Below are 13918 nucleotides of genomic sequence, written 5' to 3'. Positions count from 1 at the left end.
CAGCACCGGATGCCACGGCCGACACCACGCACCGCACCCCCCGCACGCCTCGCCCTGATCTGCCTGCTCGTCGCCGTCGCCGTGCTCGGCGCGGCCACCGCAACCCCCTGGACCCTCGACGCACCGCGACTGCCCACCGCAGAGATCTCCCAGGCCCCGGTGTCCCAGCCCGCCACCACCGGCGTCCCCGAAGCACCCCCCGGCGAACAGCCCGAACCCACCGACAACCGCTGGATCGTCCTGGTCCTCGTCACCCTCCTGGCCCTGCTGGTCGCCGCCCTCATCACCCTCGCCGCCCGCAAGCTCCTCGCCATCCACCGCGAACCCGTCGACACCGACCCCGACCACCTCGCCGCCGGCACCACCACCGACACCCTCGGCGACGACATCGACCTCCCCGAGCTGCAGGACGCCGTCACCCGCGCCCTCGCCCACCTCGACGGACACCCCCGCCCCCGCGACGCCGTCGTCGCCGCCTGGGTCGCCCTCGAAGAAGCCGCCGCCCGCGCCGGCACCCGCCGCGACCCCGCCCAGACCCCCACCGAGTTCACCGGCACCGTCCTGGCCGCCACCCCCGCCCCCGCGGGCGCCGTCACCCGGCTGCGCACCCTCTACCAGCGCGCCCGCTTCACCGACCGGCCCGTGGACACCACCGCCGTCGACCAGGCCCGCACGGCGCTCGCGGAGATCGCCCGCAGCCTGGACGTCGACCAGCCCTCCCCCGGCGGCCCGGCGGGCACCGGTCCCGCCGGTCCCGCCGGTCCCGCCGGGCAGGGTGCGCGATGAGCCAGGACCCGGCGCGCTGGAACTGGACGCGGCTGGTCGCGGTGACGGTCGCCGCGGGCCTGGTCGCGGCCGGGCTGGCGTTCTGGCAGATCGTCGACCTCTGGCACGCCGCCGCCCTGGCCGCGGTCGTCGTCGCGGCGACCGCCCTGTGGTCCCGGACCGGGCCGGTCGTCGAGGACCCGGGGTGGCCGCGCGTGCCCACCACGGCCCGAGCCGGCGGGCGGCACGACGTGTCCGACCTGAGCTGGTCCACGTTCGGCCGCGACGGGCGCGTCACCGACCGCGTCGTGCGCCGCGTGCGGGCCCTGGCCGCCGACCGGCTGCGCGCCCACGGCGTCGACCCCTCCGACCCGGCCGCCAAGGCCGAGGTCGAACGCCTGCTCGGCGCCCGCGTCGTGGCGCAGCTCGCGTCCCGCGAGTCGCCCACGGCCCGCACCCTGCAGACCTGGCTCGACGCCGTCGAACGCCTCGGGCCCGCCCCCGCCACCCGCGCGGCCCGCCCGGCGGCCCACCCGGACCGAAAACCGGGCCTCGCCCTGACCGAAGGCCCAGACACCGACCCGGCCACGACCACCCCCGAGGAGAACCGTGCCTGACCTGAACGACGCCGGCCTGAACGACGCAGCCCCCGCCGGCCCGCACGCCGCAGGACCCCTGCCCGTCGCCGACGTCGCCGCGCTCGGCGAACGGGTCCTGGCCGAGGTCGGCACCGCCGTCGTCGGGATGCGCGACGCGCTCCAGGTGGCGCTCGCGACCATCCTGGCGGGCGGGCACGTCCTGTTCGAGGACGTCCCGGGGCTCGGCAAGACCCTGGCGGCCCGGTCCCTGGCCGCGGCGCTCGGCCTCGACTTCGCACGCCTGCAGTGCACGCCCGACCTGCTGCCGGCCGACATCACGGGCTCGTCCGTGTTCGACCCCGCCACGCGCACGTTCGAGTTCCGGCCCGGTCCGGTGTTCACGGGACTGTTCCTCGCCGACGAGATCAACCGCACCGCGCCCAAGACGCAGTCCGCGCTCCTGGAGGCGATGGCCGAGCGGCAGGTCTCCATCGAGGGCACCAGCCGCCCCCTGCCCAGGCCCTTCCACGTGCTGGCCACGTCCAACCCCGTCGAGTACGAGGGCACCTACCCGCTGCCCGAGGCGCAGCTGGACCGGTTCATGGTCCGCCTCGCCGTCGGCTACCCCGACGCCGCCCAGGAGGCAGAGGTCCTGAACCGCCGCCTGGCCCGCCGGCAGGAGGCCGCCCCCGTGGGCCAGGTCGTCGACCCCGCCACCGTGCTCGCCATGCAGGCCGGCACCGAGGCCGTGCCCGTCGACCCCGACGTCGTGCGCTACTGCGTCGACCTGGCCGCCGCCACCCGCGGCCACACCGCCCTGGAGGTCGGCGCCTCACCCCGCGGCTCGCAGAACCTCGTGCTCCTGGCCCGCGCCGTCGCCGTCCTGGACGGCCGCGACTACGTGCTGCCCGAGGACGTCAAGCGTGTCGCCGTCCCCGTCCTCGCCCACCGCATCACCCTGACCCCGACCGCGTGGGCGTCGGCCACCCGGCCCCAGGACGTCGTCACCGACCTGCTGCACAGCGTGCCCACCCCCAGCACGGTCCGGAACGCATGACCGTCGGCGGCGTCATCGTCTCGGACGGCCGCACCTCCCGCGGCGAGCGCGCCGACGGCCGCCGCGGCTGGCAGCTCACCTCCGCGTACACCGCGGCCGTGGCCGCCGGCGTCGTCCTCCTCGCCCTCGGTGTGCTGACCGGCCGGGCCGACGTCGCCCTCGTCGGCGTGCCCGGCCTCCTGGCCGCCGTCTGGGGCCGCAGCAGCCAGCCCACGGCCGGTCAGGACGCCGAGAGCGCACACCCCGAACCCCGCGGCACCCTGCACGAACCCGAGGGCACCGCCGCCCCCGGCCAGCTCACCGCCACCCTGGCCCTGACCACCCGCCCCACCACCGCCGACATAGTCCACCTCCGCATCGCCGCCGCCGGGCACCGCACCACCGAGCTGGCGCTCGCGGCGCGGCCGCGCGAGGTGCCGCTGCGGCTGTCCTCGGTGCGCACGGGGCCGCAGGAGACGTTCGCGATCGACCTGCGCGGTTCGCTGCACCACGTGTGGGAGCAGGAGGCCACGCAGGTGGGCGGTACGCGGCGCCTGGTGCTGCCCGCGGCCGCGCCCCTGGGCCGGCTGCCCCTGCCGCAGAAGCTCCGGGGCCTGACCGGCCCGCACTCCTCGCGCCGCCTGGGTGACGGCGCGGAGCTGCGCGACATCCACCCGTTCTCGCCCGGCGACCGGCTGCGCCGCATCGACTGGCGCACCACCGCGCGCCGCTCGCCCGACCTGGACACCCTGTACGTGCGCCGCACCTACGCCACCGCGGAGGCCACGGCCGTGCTCGTCGTCGACTCGCGCGACGACGTGGGCCCCGACCTGCGCACCTGGCGCGGCTACGGCACGCTCCGCGTGGACGAGCCGACGTCGCTCGACCTGGCCCGGCACGCCGCGGCGTCGGTGGCGCGGGCCCTGGTCGAGGCCGGCGACCGGGTGGGCCTGGAGGACCTGGCCCGACGGCGACGCCCCCTGCCGCCCGCGTCCGGGCGGCGGCACCTGCGGCGCGTGATCCACGGCCTGGCCCTGGCGCACCCGAAGGACCGCGCCGCCGTGCACCGCGTGCGCCCGCCGCAGGTCCCGGCCGACGCGATCGTCTACCTGTTCTCCACCGTGCTCGACGACGAGCCGCTGCACCTGGTACGCACCTGGCGGGCCAAGGGCCACCCCGTCGTCGTGGTCGATACCCTGCCCGACGTGCAGCCCGTGCCCGAGCACCACCTGCGGATCGCGTGGCGCATCGCCCGCCTGGAGCGCGAGGACCGGCTCGCCGCGCTCGCCGGGGAGGGCGTGCCGGTCGTCGGGTGGGCCGGTTCCCGGCGCGACCAGGCCGCCGTCCGGTTCGAGGCCCTCGCCCGCGCCGCGCAGCGGCACGTCCCCGGCCGGACGGTCCTGCCATGAGGTTCCCCCGGCTCCCCGCCCGCCTGTCCGACGCCGCCGCCCGGCCCCTGCCGCAGATCACCGTCGAGACCGGCCCGACCGTGCCCGGCTGGGTGCTGCGCCTCGCCCTGCTCGCGCTCACCCCGGCCCTGCTCCTGGTCGCCGCGTCCCGCAGCGATCTCGCGCCCACCCTGGTCACCACCGTGGTCGTCGCCTGCACCGCCCTGCTCGTGCTGCGCCCCACCCCGGCCACCGCCGGGGTCACCGTCGTGCTCGCCGGCGTGTTCCTGTGGGGCTTCGGCAACCGGCCCGACGACGGCTTCGACCCCGCCGGGCTCGCGGTCGCCCTGCTGGCCTACGTCGTCGTCCGGTGTACGTGGTGGGCGGCGCACCTGCCCGCCCGCGGCCACGCCGAGGCCGCGGCCCTGCTCGCCGGGTGGCGGCGCGACGTCGTCGTCCTGGCCGCCACCGGGCTCCTCGGCGCCCTCGCCCTCCTCGCCTCCGGGACCACCCTGCCCGGCGCCGTCCTGCTCGCGGCGCTCGCCGTGCTCGGCCTCGCGTTCGCCGCGCTGGCGACCGGCCGCGACCCGCGTGACGATGGAGAGCACTGACCGCCGGCCGAACAGGAGGACCCCACATGTCCCCGAAGCTGCCCCGCTACACCGTCCCGTCCCTCACCCCCGAGCAAGGGGCCGAGGTCGCCGAGATCCTGCAGCAGCGGCTGCACGCGCTGAACGACCTGCACCTGACCCTCAAGCACGTGCACTGGAACGTGGTGGGCCCCCACTTCATCGGCGTCCACGAGATGCTCGACCCACAGGTCGACGCCGTACGCGCCATGGTCGACGAGATCGCCGAACGCATCGCCACCCTCGGCGTCGTCCCCATCGGCACCCCCGGCGCCCTGGTCGCCGCCCGCACCTGGGACGACTACGCCCTCGGCCGCGCCCCCGCCATCCAGCACCTCGCCGCCCTCGACGACGTCTACGCCGGAGTCATCACCTCCCACCGCAACGCCGCCGACGCCACCGCCAAGCTCGACGACGTCACCAACGACCTGCTCATCGGACACCTGCACGACCTCGAGCAGTTCCACTGGTTCGTGCGCGCCCACCTCGAGTCGGCCTCCGGATCCATCACCGAGTGACCCGGCGGGAAACACACGGAAGCGCAGGCCACCGAAAGGTGACCTGCGCTTCCGTGCGCGAGCACCGGCAACCGGGGTACCGCCCGGGGCCTGTCGGCCCGCCCCCGCTCAGCCCACCGGAGTGAAGTCCCGGCTCCCCAGGAAGTCCGGCCGCGCACGCTCCGCCGCGAACGGCTCCACCGCCGTGTTCTCCACGCTGTTGTAGACCAGGAAGATGTTCGACCGGGCATACGGCGAGATGTTGCCGTTCGACCCGTGCATGCAGTTGCAGTCGAACATGATCGCGCTCCCCGCACCACCGGCCAGCACGTCGATCCCGTGCTCGTCCGCCATCCGCGTCAGGATGTCCTCGTCCGGCGTCCCCGCGTTCTGCATCACCAGCGACGACTTGTAGTTGTCGTTCGGCGTCCGCCCCGTACAGGACACGTACGTCTTGTGCGTCCCCGGCATGATCATCAACGGACCGTTGAACGAGAAGTTGTCCGTCAACGAGATCGAGATGCTCACCGTCCGCATCCGCGGCAGCCCGTCCTCCGCGTGCCACGTCTCGAAGTCCGAGTGCCACGCGAAGTCACCACCACCGAAACCCGGCTTCAGGTTCACCCGGCTCTGATGGATGTACACGTCAGACCCCAGGATCTGCCGCGCCCGACCCACCACCCGAGGATCCCGCGCGATCCGCCCGAACACCTCGCTGCTGTTGTGCACGTCGAAGATCGTCCGCACCTGCTGCGAGCTGCCCTCCACGATCGTGCGCTCGTCCGCCCGCACCACCGGATCCGCCGACAACCGCTCCAGCTCCGCCCGGAACCCGGCAACCTCCTCCGCCGTGATCAGGTCCTCCAGCACCAGGTACCCGTCCCGGTCGAAACCGTCCAGCGTCCCCTGGTCCAGCGGGCCGTCAGCCGCACCGCCCCAGACCACACGGTCCTGCCGCGGCAGGACGGCGGCATCACCCTCCACCCGCGTCGGATAAAGGTCCTCGCCCCTGGTCCCGGCCGTCATACGGCAGCCTCCTCCTCGACGACCAACGGGTACACCCCGTCGGCGTCATGCACCTCCCGCCCCGTCACCGGAGGATTGAACGTACAGATCAACCGCAGATCCGTCGTCGGACGCATCGTGTGCTTCTCGTTCCCGTCCAGCAGATACATCGTCCCGTCCGAGATCTCGTGCACCTCCCCCGTCTCCCGGTTCTCCAGCTCACCCGTACCACCCACGCAGTACACCGCCTCGATGTGGTTCGCGTACCACATCTCCGTCTCCGTACCCGCGTACATCACCGTCTCGTGGAACGAGAAACCCACACCCTCCGACGCCAGCACGAAGCGCCGGCTCCGCCACGTCTCCGACCGCACATCCCGGTCGGTACCCTCCAGATCAGCCAGTCGAGTGACAATCACTTGCTCTCCTCTCCTCGGGGGTCATTCCCTACGACGCCGCTGCCCTCACCCCGGTACACCGGCGCACCCAGCACCTCGGCGCTCGCTGCCGCGATGATGTCGATGCCGGATATCAGCTCGTCGGAGCTGATGGTCAGGGCCGGCATGGTCTTGAGCACCTCGTCCTCCGGCCCGGACGTCTCGACCAGCAGGCCGCGCTCGTACGCCGCGGCCGCGATCTTCGACGCCGCGGACGGGTCGGCGAACTTGATGCCGGTCAGGAACCCGCGGCCCTTGACGACGGCGCCGTCGTAACCGCTCGCGATCTGCGCCAGCCCGGTGTGCAGCTCGGCGGCGCGGCTGCGGACACCCGCGGCGAACTCGTCGTCGGCCCAGAACTGGTTCAGTGCCGCGGTGGCCGTGACGAACGAGGTGTTCTGGCCGCGGAACGTGCCGTTGTGCTCGCCGGGCTCCCACTGGTCCAGCTCGGGGCGGATCAGCGTGAGCGCCATCGACAGCCCGAAACCGGAGATCGACTTGGACAGGCACACGATGTCGGGCACGATGCCCGACTCCTCGAAGCTGAAGAACTCGCCCGTGCGGCCGCAGCCGGCCTGCACGTCGTCCAGGATCAGCAGGATCCCGTGCGCACGGCACAGCTCGGACAGGGCGCGCAGCCACTCCGGGCGCGCGGCGCTGAGACCGCCCTCGCCCTGCACCGACTCCACGATGATCGCGGCCGGCTTGTCGACGCCGGAGCCGCTGTCGCCCAGCACCCGCTCGAGCCACAGGAAGTCCTCCGTGGCGCCCGAGAAGTAGTCGTCGTACGGGATCTTCGAGCTGTTGGTCAGCGGCAGGCCCGCGCCGTTGCGCTTCATCGAGTTGCCGGTCACCGACAGCGCGCCCAGCGTCATGCCGTGGAACGCGTTGGTGAACGACAGGATGTGCTGGCGGCCGGTCACCTTGCGGGCGAGCTTGAGCGCGCTCTCCACCGAGTTGGTGCCCGTGGGCCCGGGGAACATCACCTTGTAGTCCAGGTCGCGCGGACGCAGGATCCGGTCCCGGAACGTCGTCAGGAACTCGCGTTTGGGCGCCGTGTGCATGTCGAGCGCGTGGACTATGCCGCCGCTGCGCAGGTAGTCGACCAGCGCGTCCAGCAGGACGGGGTGGTTGTGCCCGTAGTTCAGGGCACCGGCCCCGGCGAAGAAGTCGAGATAGCTGCGGCCGTCCTCGGCCTGGATCGTGCTGCCGGACGCCGTCGTGAACGTCGCGGGCCAGTTGCGGCAGTAGCTGCGGACCTCGGACTCGATCTCGTCGAAGACGGTCGTCGAGGAGGCCTCCGGGGAGCTGCTCGTGGGGTGGTCGGTGGGCATGGCGGTGTTCGGGCGCATGGCTCCTTTCCACGGTCCGGCCCTGGTGGCCGGACTCGGCTGGGGTAGTGCGGGACGTGCGGATGCGTGCTGATACGTACTGGGTGTGGGGATGGTGACCGGGACGAGGTCAGGAAAGTGGCCCGATGCGGAACACGAGCTCCGCGTCGTGGCCGTCCGGGAACGCCTCCGTGGGGAAGACGGTCCGCACGTCGACGGGCGCACCCTGGGCCGACGCGAAGGACATGAACAGGGCGATCGACGCCGTGTTGTCCGAGGTGATGGTGGTCTCGACGTGGGTGCACTCCGGATGCTGCGCCGCGAGGTGGGCGAGCATCCGGGACGCCAGCCGCTGGCCGCGGTAGGCGTGGTCGACGGCCACCTGCCAGACCATCAGCGTGGTCGGCTCGTCGGGCCGGACGTACCCCGTGACGAACCCGGCGGGCTCGTCGTCGACGGTGACGATCACCGAGGTCCGGGCGAAGTCTCGAGCCCAGAGGAGATACGCGTAGGACGAGTTGAGGTCCAGCGTCTTGCTGTCGCGCGCCAGGCGCCACATCGCTGCTCCGTCATCGACGGTGGGCTCCCTCAGCGCCACCGTGGTCTCGGTCGGATGGATGTGCTTGAGTTCCTCTTCGAGGTTCTGCATGACAATTCGACCGTAACGAACTTGGTCGACAATTGCACATTGCGATCACGTGACGAACGCATGACCGGCGTGTTCCTGCGGCAAACTCGGGGTAACGCCGCCCGGGTCCCGCCGGCGCTGCCGGAGGGCCGTGGGGGCACGGGTACTGTGTCGCGGGTGACCGAGCCATTCATCCGTCAGTACCGCGTCGCCGACCGGGCCGACGTCGCCGACATCTGCGTCCGCACCGCCGCGGCCGGTGGCGACGCACGCGGGATCTACTCGACCGACGACCTCATGCCCGAGGTCTACGCCCTGCCCTACGTGGACCACTCCCCCGACCTCGCCTGGGTGGTCGAGCACGAGGGCCGCGCCGCCGGGTACATCGTGGCCGCCGCCGACACCGCGGCCTTCGCCGAGTGGTGGGCGCGCGAGTGGACGCCCGGCTTCGTCGCCCGCCACCCCGAGCCCGGGCCGCCCACGGGCGCCGACCCCGGCTACACCGAGGCCCAGCTCCTGCGCGACGGCGCCGACCCGGAGCGCATGGTCCGCGGCCTGCGCCACGGCGAGCTCACGACGCACCCCGCACACCTGCACATCGACCTGCTGCCCGTGCTGCAGCGTCGCGGCCTGGGCTCGCGCCTCATCGACACGCTGCGCGCCGCGCTGGCCGAGCGGGACGTGCCGGGCGTGCACCTGGGCTACGCCGCCGAGAACATCGCCGCCCGTAAGTTCTACGACCGCTACGGCTTCACCGAGCTGCCGTCGTCGACGCCGACGTCGCCGCTCCTGGGCATCGCCAGCTCCTGAGCCTTTCCTGACGCCTCCGCCGACCCGCTTCCTGCTCTCTTCGGGAAGGTCAGCGGTCTTCCCGTGCCGCGTCGACCCAGGCGCGGCGGACCTGCTCGAAGCGGGTCGGCAGGGGCGGGCGCAGCGCGCCGTAGCGCGCGTTGGTGCGGTGCACGAACCGGCGCCACGACAGCACCAGCCCCTGCCGCGTGATCGGCAGGCCCGACGAGACCGTGGTCCCGTTGTCGTGCGTGTGGTGCACCGTCAGCAGCAGCGCCCGCGGGACCGAGCCCTCCAGCTCGGACGCCAGCTCCTCGCGCACCACCATCCAGTGCCTGAGCAGCACCACCAGGTCCGCCGGCAGCAGGTGCCGGTGCGGCGTGCGGTGCTTGCCGTGCCGCACCAGCACGCTGCCCTCGGACGCCTTGGCCCGCGCCGGCCCGAGGTCGATGTCCTCGACCCGCACGCGCAGCAGGTCCCCGTACCGGGAGCCGGTCGCGCGCACGAGTCCCGTGATCACCGCCAGGCGCGCCGCCTCCGGCTTGGCACCAGGACGCATCGCCTCCGTGGACAGCTCGCGCCACACCCACTCGGCCTCCTCGAGGCTCACCGGGGGCCGCGGGTACCGGCCGGGCTCCCCGGCCCTGGCTGTTGGTGACGTTGCGTCGGTACTGGTCATGGGACTGAATATACGCTTGGCACACTATTAATCAAGAGGAGACGCCGGTTCGCGACGACGTGGTGCGTACCCTCTGACGGTGGACCTCCCCAGCACCATCGCACGCCCCGTCGACCACGAGCTCCTCATCAAGAAGTCGCGGTTCCTGGCCCACCTCGCCCCGGCCGGCAGCGTCGCGGAGGCCGACGCCGTCATCGCGCGCCTGCGCAAGGAGCTCTGGGACGCGCGGCACCACTGCGTCGCCATGGTGCTGGGCACCCGCGCCGACCAGGCCCGCTCCTCCGACGACGGCGAGCCGAGCGGCACCGCCGGTGTGCCCATGCTGGAGGTGCTGCGCCACCGCGGCGTCACCGACCTGGTCGCCGTCGTCACCCGGTACTTCGGGGGCGTGAAGCTCGGGGCCGGCGGCCTGGTGCGCGCCTACTCCGGCGCGGTCGCGGCAGCCCTGGACGACGCCGCCTCCTCCGGCGTCCTGCTGCGCCGCGAGCTGCTGCGCGAGGTCGAGGTGCCGGTCCCCCACGCCGACGCCGGCCGCATCGACAACATGCTGCGCGACTGGGCCTCCGGCCACGGGTCGGTGATGGAGCCGCCCAGCTACGGCGCCGTCGCGCACCTGCGGCTGCTGGTGCCGCCGGACGAGCTGGAGGCCCTGGCCGCGGACGTCGCGGCCGCCTCGGCGGGCGCGCTGACCCCCGAGGTCGGTGACGCCCGTGTCGTCGACGTGCCCGTACCGGCGTCCCCGGCGCGTCGTCCTTGACTGGCCCCGGACCTGGGTGAATTGTCTGGGGCACCCAGTACGTGCCCGCAGCACACAGCCAGGCCCGCACCGTGGAGGGACCGATCATGCACCGTCGCATCCGCCCGTCCGTCGCCGTCGTCGCACTGACCGCCACCACCGCGCTCCTCGCCGCGTGCGGGGCACCCGCGGAGGAGCCCACCGACTCGATCACCTTCTGGACGCCGCAGTCCACGCCCGAGCGGGTCGCCGCCCAGGAGGCCGTCGCGGAGGGGTTCACGGAGGAGACCGGCATCGAGGTCGACGTCGTCCCGCTCGCCGCCGCCGACCAGGACCAGGCCCTGGTGACCGGCGCCGCCTCGGGCGAGGTGCCCGACCTGATCCTCGCCGGTGCCTCGCAGGTCACCTCCTGGCAGTCCCAGGGGCTGCTCGACACCGACGCCGTCCAGGCCGCCCTGGACACGCTGGACCCCGCGACGTTCAACCAGAACGCGCTCGGCGCGGTCACGGTGCAGGACACGGACTCGGGCGAGAGCACCGTGGCCGCCGTGCCGAGCGACGGCTGGGTGCACCTGATCGCCTACCGCACCGACCTCCTGGAGGAGGCGGGCGTCGAGGTGCCCACGACGGTCGAGGAGCTCGCGCAGGCGGCCACGGCCGTCAAGGAGGAGCTGGGCCTCACCGGCATCGCCCTGGGCACCCAGTCCGGAACGGCGTCGGGCACCGAGGGGATCGAGTCGATCTTCCAGTCCGCGGGCTGCAGCCTCGTGACCGACGGCGAGGTCGCCATCGACTCGCCAGTGTGCGCCGAGGCCGCCGGGTACTTCAAGGAGCTGCGCGACTCGTCCGTCGCGGGCGACTACGACGTCGAGTCGGCGCGGGCCGCCTACCTGGCGGGCGACGCCGCGATGCTGCTGTTCTCGACGCACATCCTGGACGAGCTGGCGGACCTCGACGAGGCGGTGCCGCCGTCGTGCGAGGAGTGCGGCGACGACCCGGAGTTCCTGGCGAAGAGCTCGGGGTTCATCACGGTGCTGGAGCCGCCGGGCGGCTCGGCCGACGAGACTGACGCCGCCCCGGCCCAGTTCGGCGCCACGCTCGCCTACGCGGTGCCGGCCCACGCGCACGCCGACGAGGCGCGCCAGTACATCGAGTACATGCTGAGCACGGGCTACGCCGACACGCTGGCCGTGGCCACCGAGGGCCGCCTGCCGCTGCGCACCGGCACCCCGGAGAACCCCACCGAGTACCTGGACGCGTGGGGCGGCCTGGGCTTCGGGCCCAAGGTCGAGTCGTCGGTGGCCGAGGTGTACGGCGACGACCTGGTGACGGCCATGGGCGAGGGCATGGACGCCGTCGACCGCTGGGGCCAGGGCACGCCCGACGCGACGCTCGCGGGCCTGGTCGCCACGCAGGGCACGCTGGCGCAGCAGCTCGACCCGCTGTACCGCGGCACCGACCCCGCGGAGGTGACGCGGCAGATGGCCGCGGAGGTGACGGCGCTGCAGCAGGACCAGTGAGGACCGCGCGCGTGCCGGCCGCCCGCGGGCCGGCGTCCGGCAGACCGGCGTCCCGCAGGCCGGCTACCCAGATTGGGGCGCAGGCGGGGCGGGCCCGGCGGGAGAACCGCTCCGGCTGGCTGCTCGTCTCGCCGTCCCTGGCGGTCGTGGCCCTCGTGGTGCTGCTGCCGTTCGCGCTGGTGGTCGTGTTCGGCTTCTCGGAGATCCGGCTGGTCGACATCCCGTTCCTGGGCACCGAGCCGATCGAGTGGTCGCTGGACAACTTCGAGCGCGCCATGGCGTCGCAGGCGTTCTGGGGCGCCCTGTGGACCACGGTCCTGTACGCGGGCCTGACGGCGGCCGGCTCACTCGCCGTCGGGCTGGTGCTCGCGCTCGCGCTGCGCCGCCCGTTCCGCGGGCGCGGTCTGGTGCGGGCGCTGCTCCTGGTGCCGTACGTGCTGCCGGTGGTGGCCGCGGCGACCCTCTGGAAGACGATGCTCAACCCGCAGTACGGCGTCGTGAACGCGTTCGGCCGCGCCTACCTCGGGTGGGACACGCCCGTCGGGTTCCTCAGCACCACCTCCGCCGAGGTCTGGGGCATCCCCGTGCCGGTCGCGCTGCTGGTGGTGGTGCTGTTCGACATCTGGAAGTCGGCGCCGCTGGCGTTCCTGTTCCTGACCGCGCGGCTGCAGGCGGTGCCGGGCGAGATCGAGGAGGCCGCCGCGCTCGACGGCGCGGGCCGCCGGCAGACGCTGCGGTACATCCTGCTGCCGCAGCTGCGGGCCGTGGCGTTGCTGCTCCTGCTGCTGCGGTTCATCTGGTCGTTCCAGAGCTTCGACGACGTCTACCTGCTGACCGAGGGCGCCGGGAGCACCCAGGTCATGGCGATCAAGGTCTACACCGAGCTCGTGACCAAGGCCGACATCGGCAGCGCGGCGGCGTTCGGGCTGCTGATGAGCCTCATCCTGGGGGTGCTCCTGGTGGGGTACGTGCTGCTGTCCCGGCGGACGGAGGACTCATGACGGGCGTCCGACCCACCCGCGCGGCCCGCGCCGGCCGCGCCGTCGTCGTCGCGCTCGCGCTGCTGTGGTCGCTGGGGCCGGTCGCGTACGGCGTCGTCCTGTCGATGCGCCCCTACACGGAGGTGACGCGCGACCCGCTGGGGCTGCCGACGAGCCTGGACCTGTCCGCGTTCGCCACGGCCATGCGGGACGAGGCCGACGGCGGGTTCGGGCTCGCGCGGTTCGTGCTCAACTCGCTCGGCGTCGCCGTCGGGACGGTGGTGGTGAGCATCGTGGTCTGCGTGCTGGGCGCCTACGCGGCCGCCCGGCTGCGGTACCGGGGGCGGGCCGTCACGAACGGCATCATCCTGGCGGTCTACCTGTTCCCGGGGATCGTGCTGGCGGTGCCCAAGTTCGTGATCCTGTCCAGGCTGGGCCTGACCAGCTCGCTGGTGGGGCTGCTGATCGTCTACGTGGCGGCCACCGTGCCGGTGGCGCTGTACATGATGCGGAACTTCTTCCTGGCACTGCCGGCCAGCGTCGAGGAGGCCGCGATCATGGACGGCTGCACGCTGGGCCAGCTCCTGACCCGCGTGGTGCTGCCGATCGCGGTGCCGGGCGTCGTGGCCACCGCGATCTACGTGTTCATGATCGCCTGGAACGAGTACTTCTACGCCCTGCTGTTCCTGGTGCAGCACCGCGACCTCTGGACGGCGCCGCTGGGCATCGCGCAGCTCGGCGACTTCCAGGTGCCGGTCACGGTGCTGCTGGCCGGGTCCATCGCGGTGACCGTGCCGGTGGTGATCATCTTCTTCCTGGCCCAGCGGTACATCGTCTCCGGGCTGGTCCAGGGTGCCGAACGATGAGGTGTGCCTGATGCGCTCGATGCGCTCGGGGGGACCGTCCTGAGGAGGACCGTG

Annotated in this window: 16 protein-coding genes; 11 read left to right on the top strand and 5 right to left on the bottom strand. The window is 73.2% G+C overall.

The window, feature by feature from the left end; all coding sequences use genetic code 11:
• Positions 1-9 precede the first annotated feature (9 nt).
• The 6 genes from H291_RS32530 to H291_RS29820 are packed head-to-tail and all read left to right on the top strand — an operon-like array spanning position 10 to position 4914.
• Positions 10-786 (top strand): DUF4129 domain-containing protein, encoded by a 777-nt coding sequence (locus H291_RS32530; RefSeq protein ID WP_020015294.1) that lies wholly within the window; start codon positions 10-12, stop codon positions 784-786.
• Positions 783-1382, top strand: coding sequence for a hypothetical protein (locus H291_RS0112270; protein ID WP_020015293.1), 600 nt, complete (start codon positions 783-785; stop codon positions 1380-1382). The genes H291_RS32530 and H291_RS0112270 overlap by 4 nt, the downstream gene beginning before the upstream one ends.
• Before the next feature lies 1 nt (position 1383).
• Entirely contained in the window at positions 1384-2400 is a 1017-nt protein-coding gene (locus tag H291_RS0112265) for an AAA family ATPase (protein WP_232216064.1), read from the top strand.
• Entirely contained in the window at positions 2397-3788 is a 1392-nt protein-coding gene (locus tag H291_RS0112260; protein ID WP_020015291.1) for a DUF58 domain-containing protein, read from the top strand. The genes H291_RS0112265 and H291_RS0112260 overlap by 4 nt, the downstream gene beginning before the upstream one ends.
• Complete coding sequence (locus H291_RS0112255; RefSeq protein ID WP_020015290.1) at positions 3785-4378, top strand: hypothetical protein; 594 nt, start codon at positions 3785-3787, stop codon at positions 4376-4378. The genes H291_RS0112260 and H291_RS0112255 overlap by 4 nt, the downstream gene beginning before the upstream one ends.
• Positions 4379-4404: 26 nt before the next feature.
• Positions 4405-4914, top strand: coding sequence for a Dps family protein (locus H291_RS29820; protein ID WP_020015289.1), 510 nt, complete (start codon positions 4405-4407; stop codon positions 4912-4914).
• 108 nt (positions 4915-5022) lie between these two features.
• On the opposite strand, the gene thpD is transcribed toward H291_RS29820, so the two are convergent.
• The 4 genes from thpD to ectA form a co-directional block, all read right to left on the bottom strand.
• On the bottom strand, positions 5023-5919 hold the full coding sequence (gene thpD / locus H291_RS0112245) for an ectoine hydroxylase (protein WP_026365677.1): 897 nt from the start codon (positions 5917-5919) through the stop codon (positions 5023-5025).
• Complete coding sequence (locus H291_RS0112240; RefSeq protein WP_020015287.1) at positions 5916-6317, bottom strand: ectoine synthase; 402 nt, start codon at positions 6315-6317, stop codon at positions 5916-5918. Before H291_RS0112240 ends, thpD begins: the two co-directional genes overlap by 4 nt.
• The gene (gene ectB / locus H291_RS0112235; protein WP_020015286.1) at positions 6314-7687 is read right to left on the bottom strand and encodes a diaminobutyrate--2-oxoglutarate transaminase; all 1374 of its coding nucleotides are present in this window, start codon (positions 7685-7687) and stop codon (positions 6314-6316) included. Before ectB ends, H291_RS0112240 begins: the two co-directional genes overlap by 4 nt.
• Before the next feature lie 109 nt (positions 7688-7796).
• Positions 7797-8315 carry a diaminobutyrate acetyltransferase gene (gene ectA / locus H291_RS0112230; protein ID WP_020015285.1) on the bottom strand — a complete coding sequence of 173 codons (519 nt, stop codon included), beginning with the start codon at positions 8313-8315 and terminating at the stop codon, positions 7797-7799.
• Positions 8316-8471: 156 nt separating this feature from the next.
• On the opposite strand from ectA, the gene H291_RS0112225 reads away from it, so the two are divergent.
• Positions 8472-9104: a GNAT family N-acetyltransferase gene (locus tag H291_RS0112225; RefSeq protein WP_232216036.1), complete on the top strand. Its 633-nt coding sequence runs from the start codon at positions 8472-8474 to the stop codon at positions 9102-9104.
• 49 nt (positions 9105-9153) lie between these two features.
• On the opposite strand, the gene H291_RS0112220 is transcribed toward H291_RS0112225, so the two are convergent.
• Entirely contained in the window at positions 9154-9762 is a 609-nt protein-coding gene (locus H291_RS0112220) for a tyrosine-type recombinase/integrase (protein WP_026365676.1), read from the bottom strand.
• Between the two features lie 79 nt (positions 9763-9841).
• Between H291_RS0112220 and H291_RS0112215 the strand changes: the two genes are divergently transcribed.
• The 4 genes from H291_RS0112215 (at position 9842) to H291_RS0112200 (ending at position 13864) form a co-directional block, all read left to right on the top strand.
• A complete protein-coding gene (locus tag H291_RS0112215; protein WP_020015282.1) occupies positions 9842-10519 on the top strand; it encodes an IMPACT family protein in 678 nt (225 codons plus the stop codon).
• 86 nt (positions 10520-10605) lie between these two features.
• On the top strand, positions 10606-12018 hold the full coding sequence (locus H291_RS29815; protein WP_020015281.1) for an ABC transporter substrate-binding protein: 1413 nt from the start codon (positions 10606-10608) through the stop codon (positions 12016-12018).
• A complete protein-coding gene (locus tag H291_RS0112205) occupies positions 12015-13019 on the top strand; it encodes a carbohydrate ABC transporter permease (protein ID WP_020015280.1) in 1005 nt (334 codons plus the stop codon). Before H291_RS29815 ends, H291_RS0112205 begins: the two co-directional genes overlap by 4 nt.
• Entirely contained in the window at positions 13016-13864 is an 849-nt protein-coding gene (locus tag H291_RS0112200; protein WP_020015279.1) for a carbohydrate ABC transporter permease, read from the top strand. The genes H291_RS0112205 and H291_RS0112200 overlap by 4 nt, the downstream gene beginning before the upstream one ends.
• Positions 13865-13918 lie beyond the last annotated feature (54 nt).

The organism is Promicromonospora sukumoe 327MFSha3.1, assembly GCF_000385135.1.
GTDB classification, from domain to species: Bacteria; Actinomycetota; Actinomycetes; order Actinomycetales; family Cellulomonadaceae; genus Promicromonospora; species Promicromonospora sukumoe_B.
The sequence above is the reverse complement of the archived record's forward strand: the minus strand, read 5'-3'. Positions and strand labels throughout refer to the sequence as shown.

Bases quoted from the DNA above. Each gene is read 5' to 3' on its own strand.
- H291_RS32530 (WP_020015294.1), top strand. From the start codon at position 10: ATGCCACGGCCGACACCACGCACCGCACCCCCCGCACGCCTCGCCCTG.
- H291_RS0112270 (WP_020015293.1), top strand. From the start codon at position 783: ATGAGCCAGGACCCGGCGCGCTGGAACTGGACGCGGCTGGTCGCGGTG.
- H291_RS0112260 (WP_020015291.1), top strand. From the start codon at position 2,397: ATGACCGTCGGCGGCGTCATCGTCTCGGACGGCCGCACCTCCCGCGGC.
- H291_RS0112255 (WP_020015290.1), top strand. From the start codon at position 3,785: ATGAGGTTCCCCCGGCTCCCCGCCCGCCTGTCCGACGCCGCCGCCCGG.
- H291_RS29820 (WP_020015289.1), top strand. From the start codon at position 4,405: ATGTCCCCGAAGCTGCCCCGCTACACCGTCCCGTCCCTCACCCCCGAG.
- thpD (WP_026365677.1), bottom strand. From the start codon at position 5,919: ATGACGGCCGGGACCAGGGGCGAGGACCTTTATCCGACGCGGGTGGAG.
- ectB (WP_020015286.1), bottom strand. From the start codon at position 7,687: ATGCGCCCGAACACCGCCATGCCCACCGACCACCCCACGAGCAGCTCC.
- ectA (WP_020015285.1), bottom strand. From the start codon at position 8,315: ATGCAGAACCTCGAAGAGGAACTCAAGCACATCCATCCGACCGAGACC.
- H291_RS0112220 (WP_026365676.1), bottom strand. From the start codon at position 9,762: ATGACCAGTACCGACGCAACGTCACCAACAGCCAGGGCCGGGGAGCCC.
- H291_RS29815 (WP_020015281.1), top strand. From the start codon at position 10,606: ATGCACCGTCGCATCCGCCCGTCCGTCGCCGTCGTCGCACTGACCGCC.
- H291_RS0112200 (WP_020015279.1), top strand. From the start codon at position 13,016: ATGACGGGCGTCCGACCCACCCGCGCGGCCCGCGCCGGCCGCGCCGTC.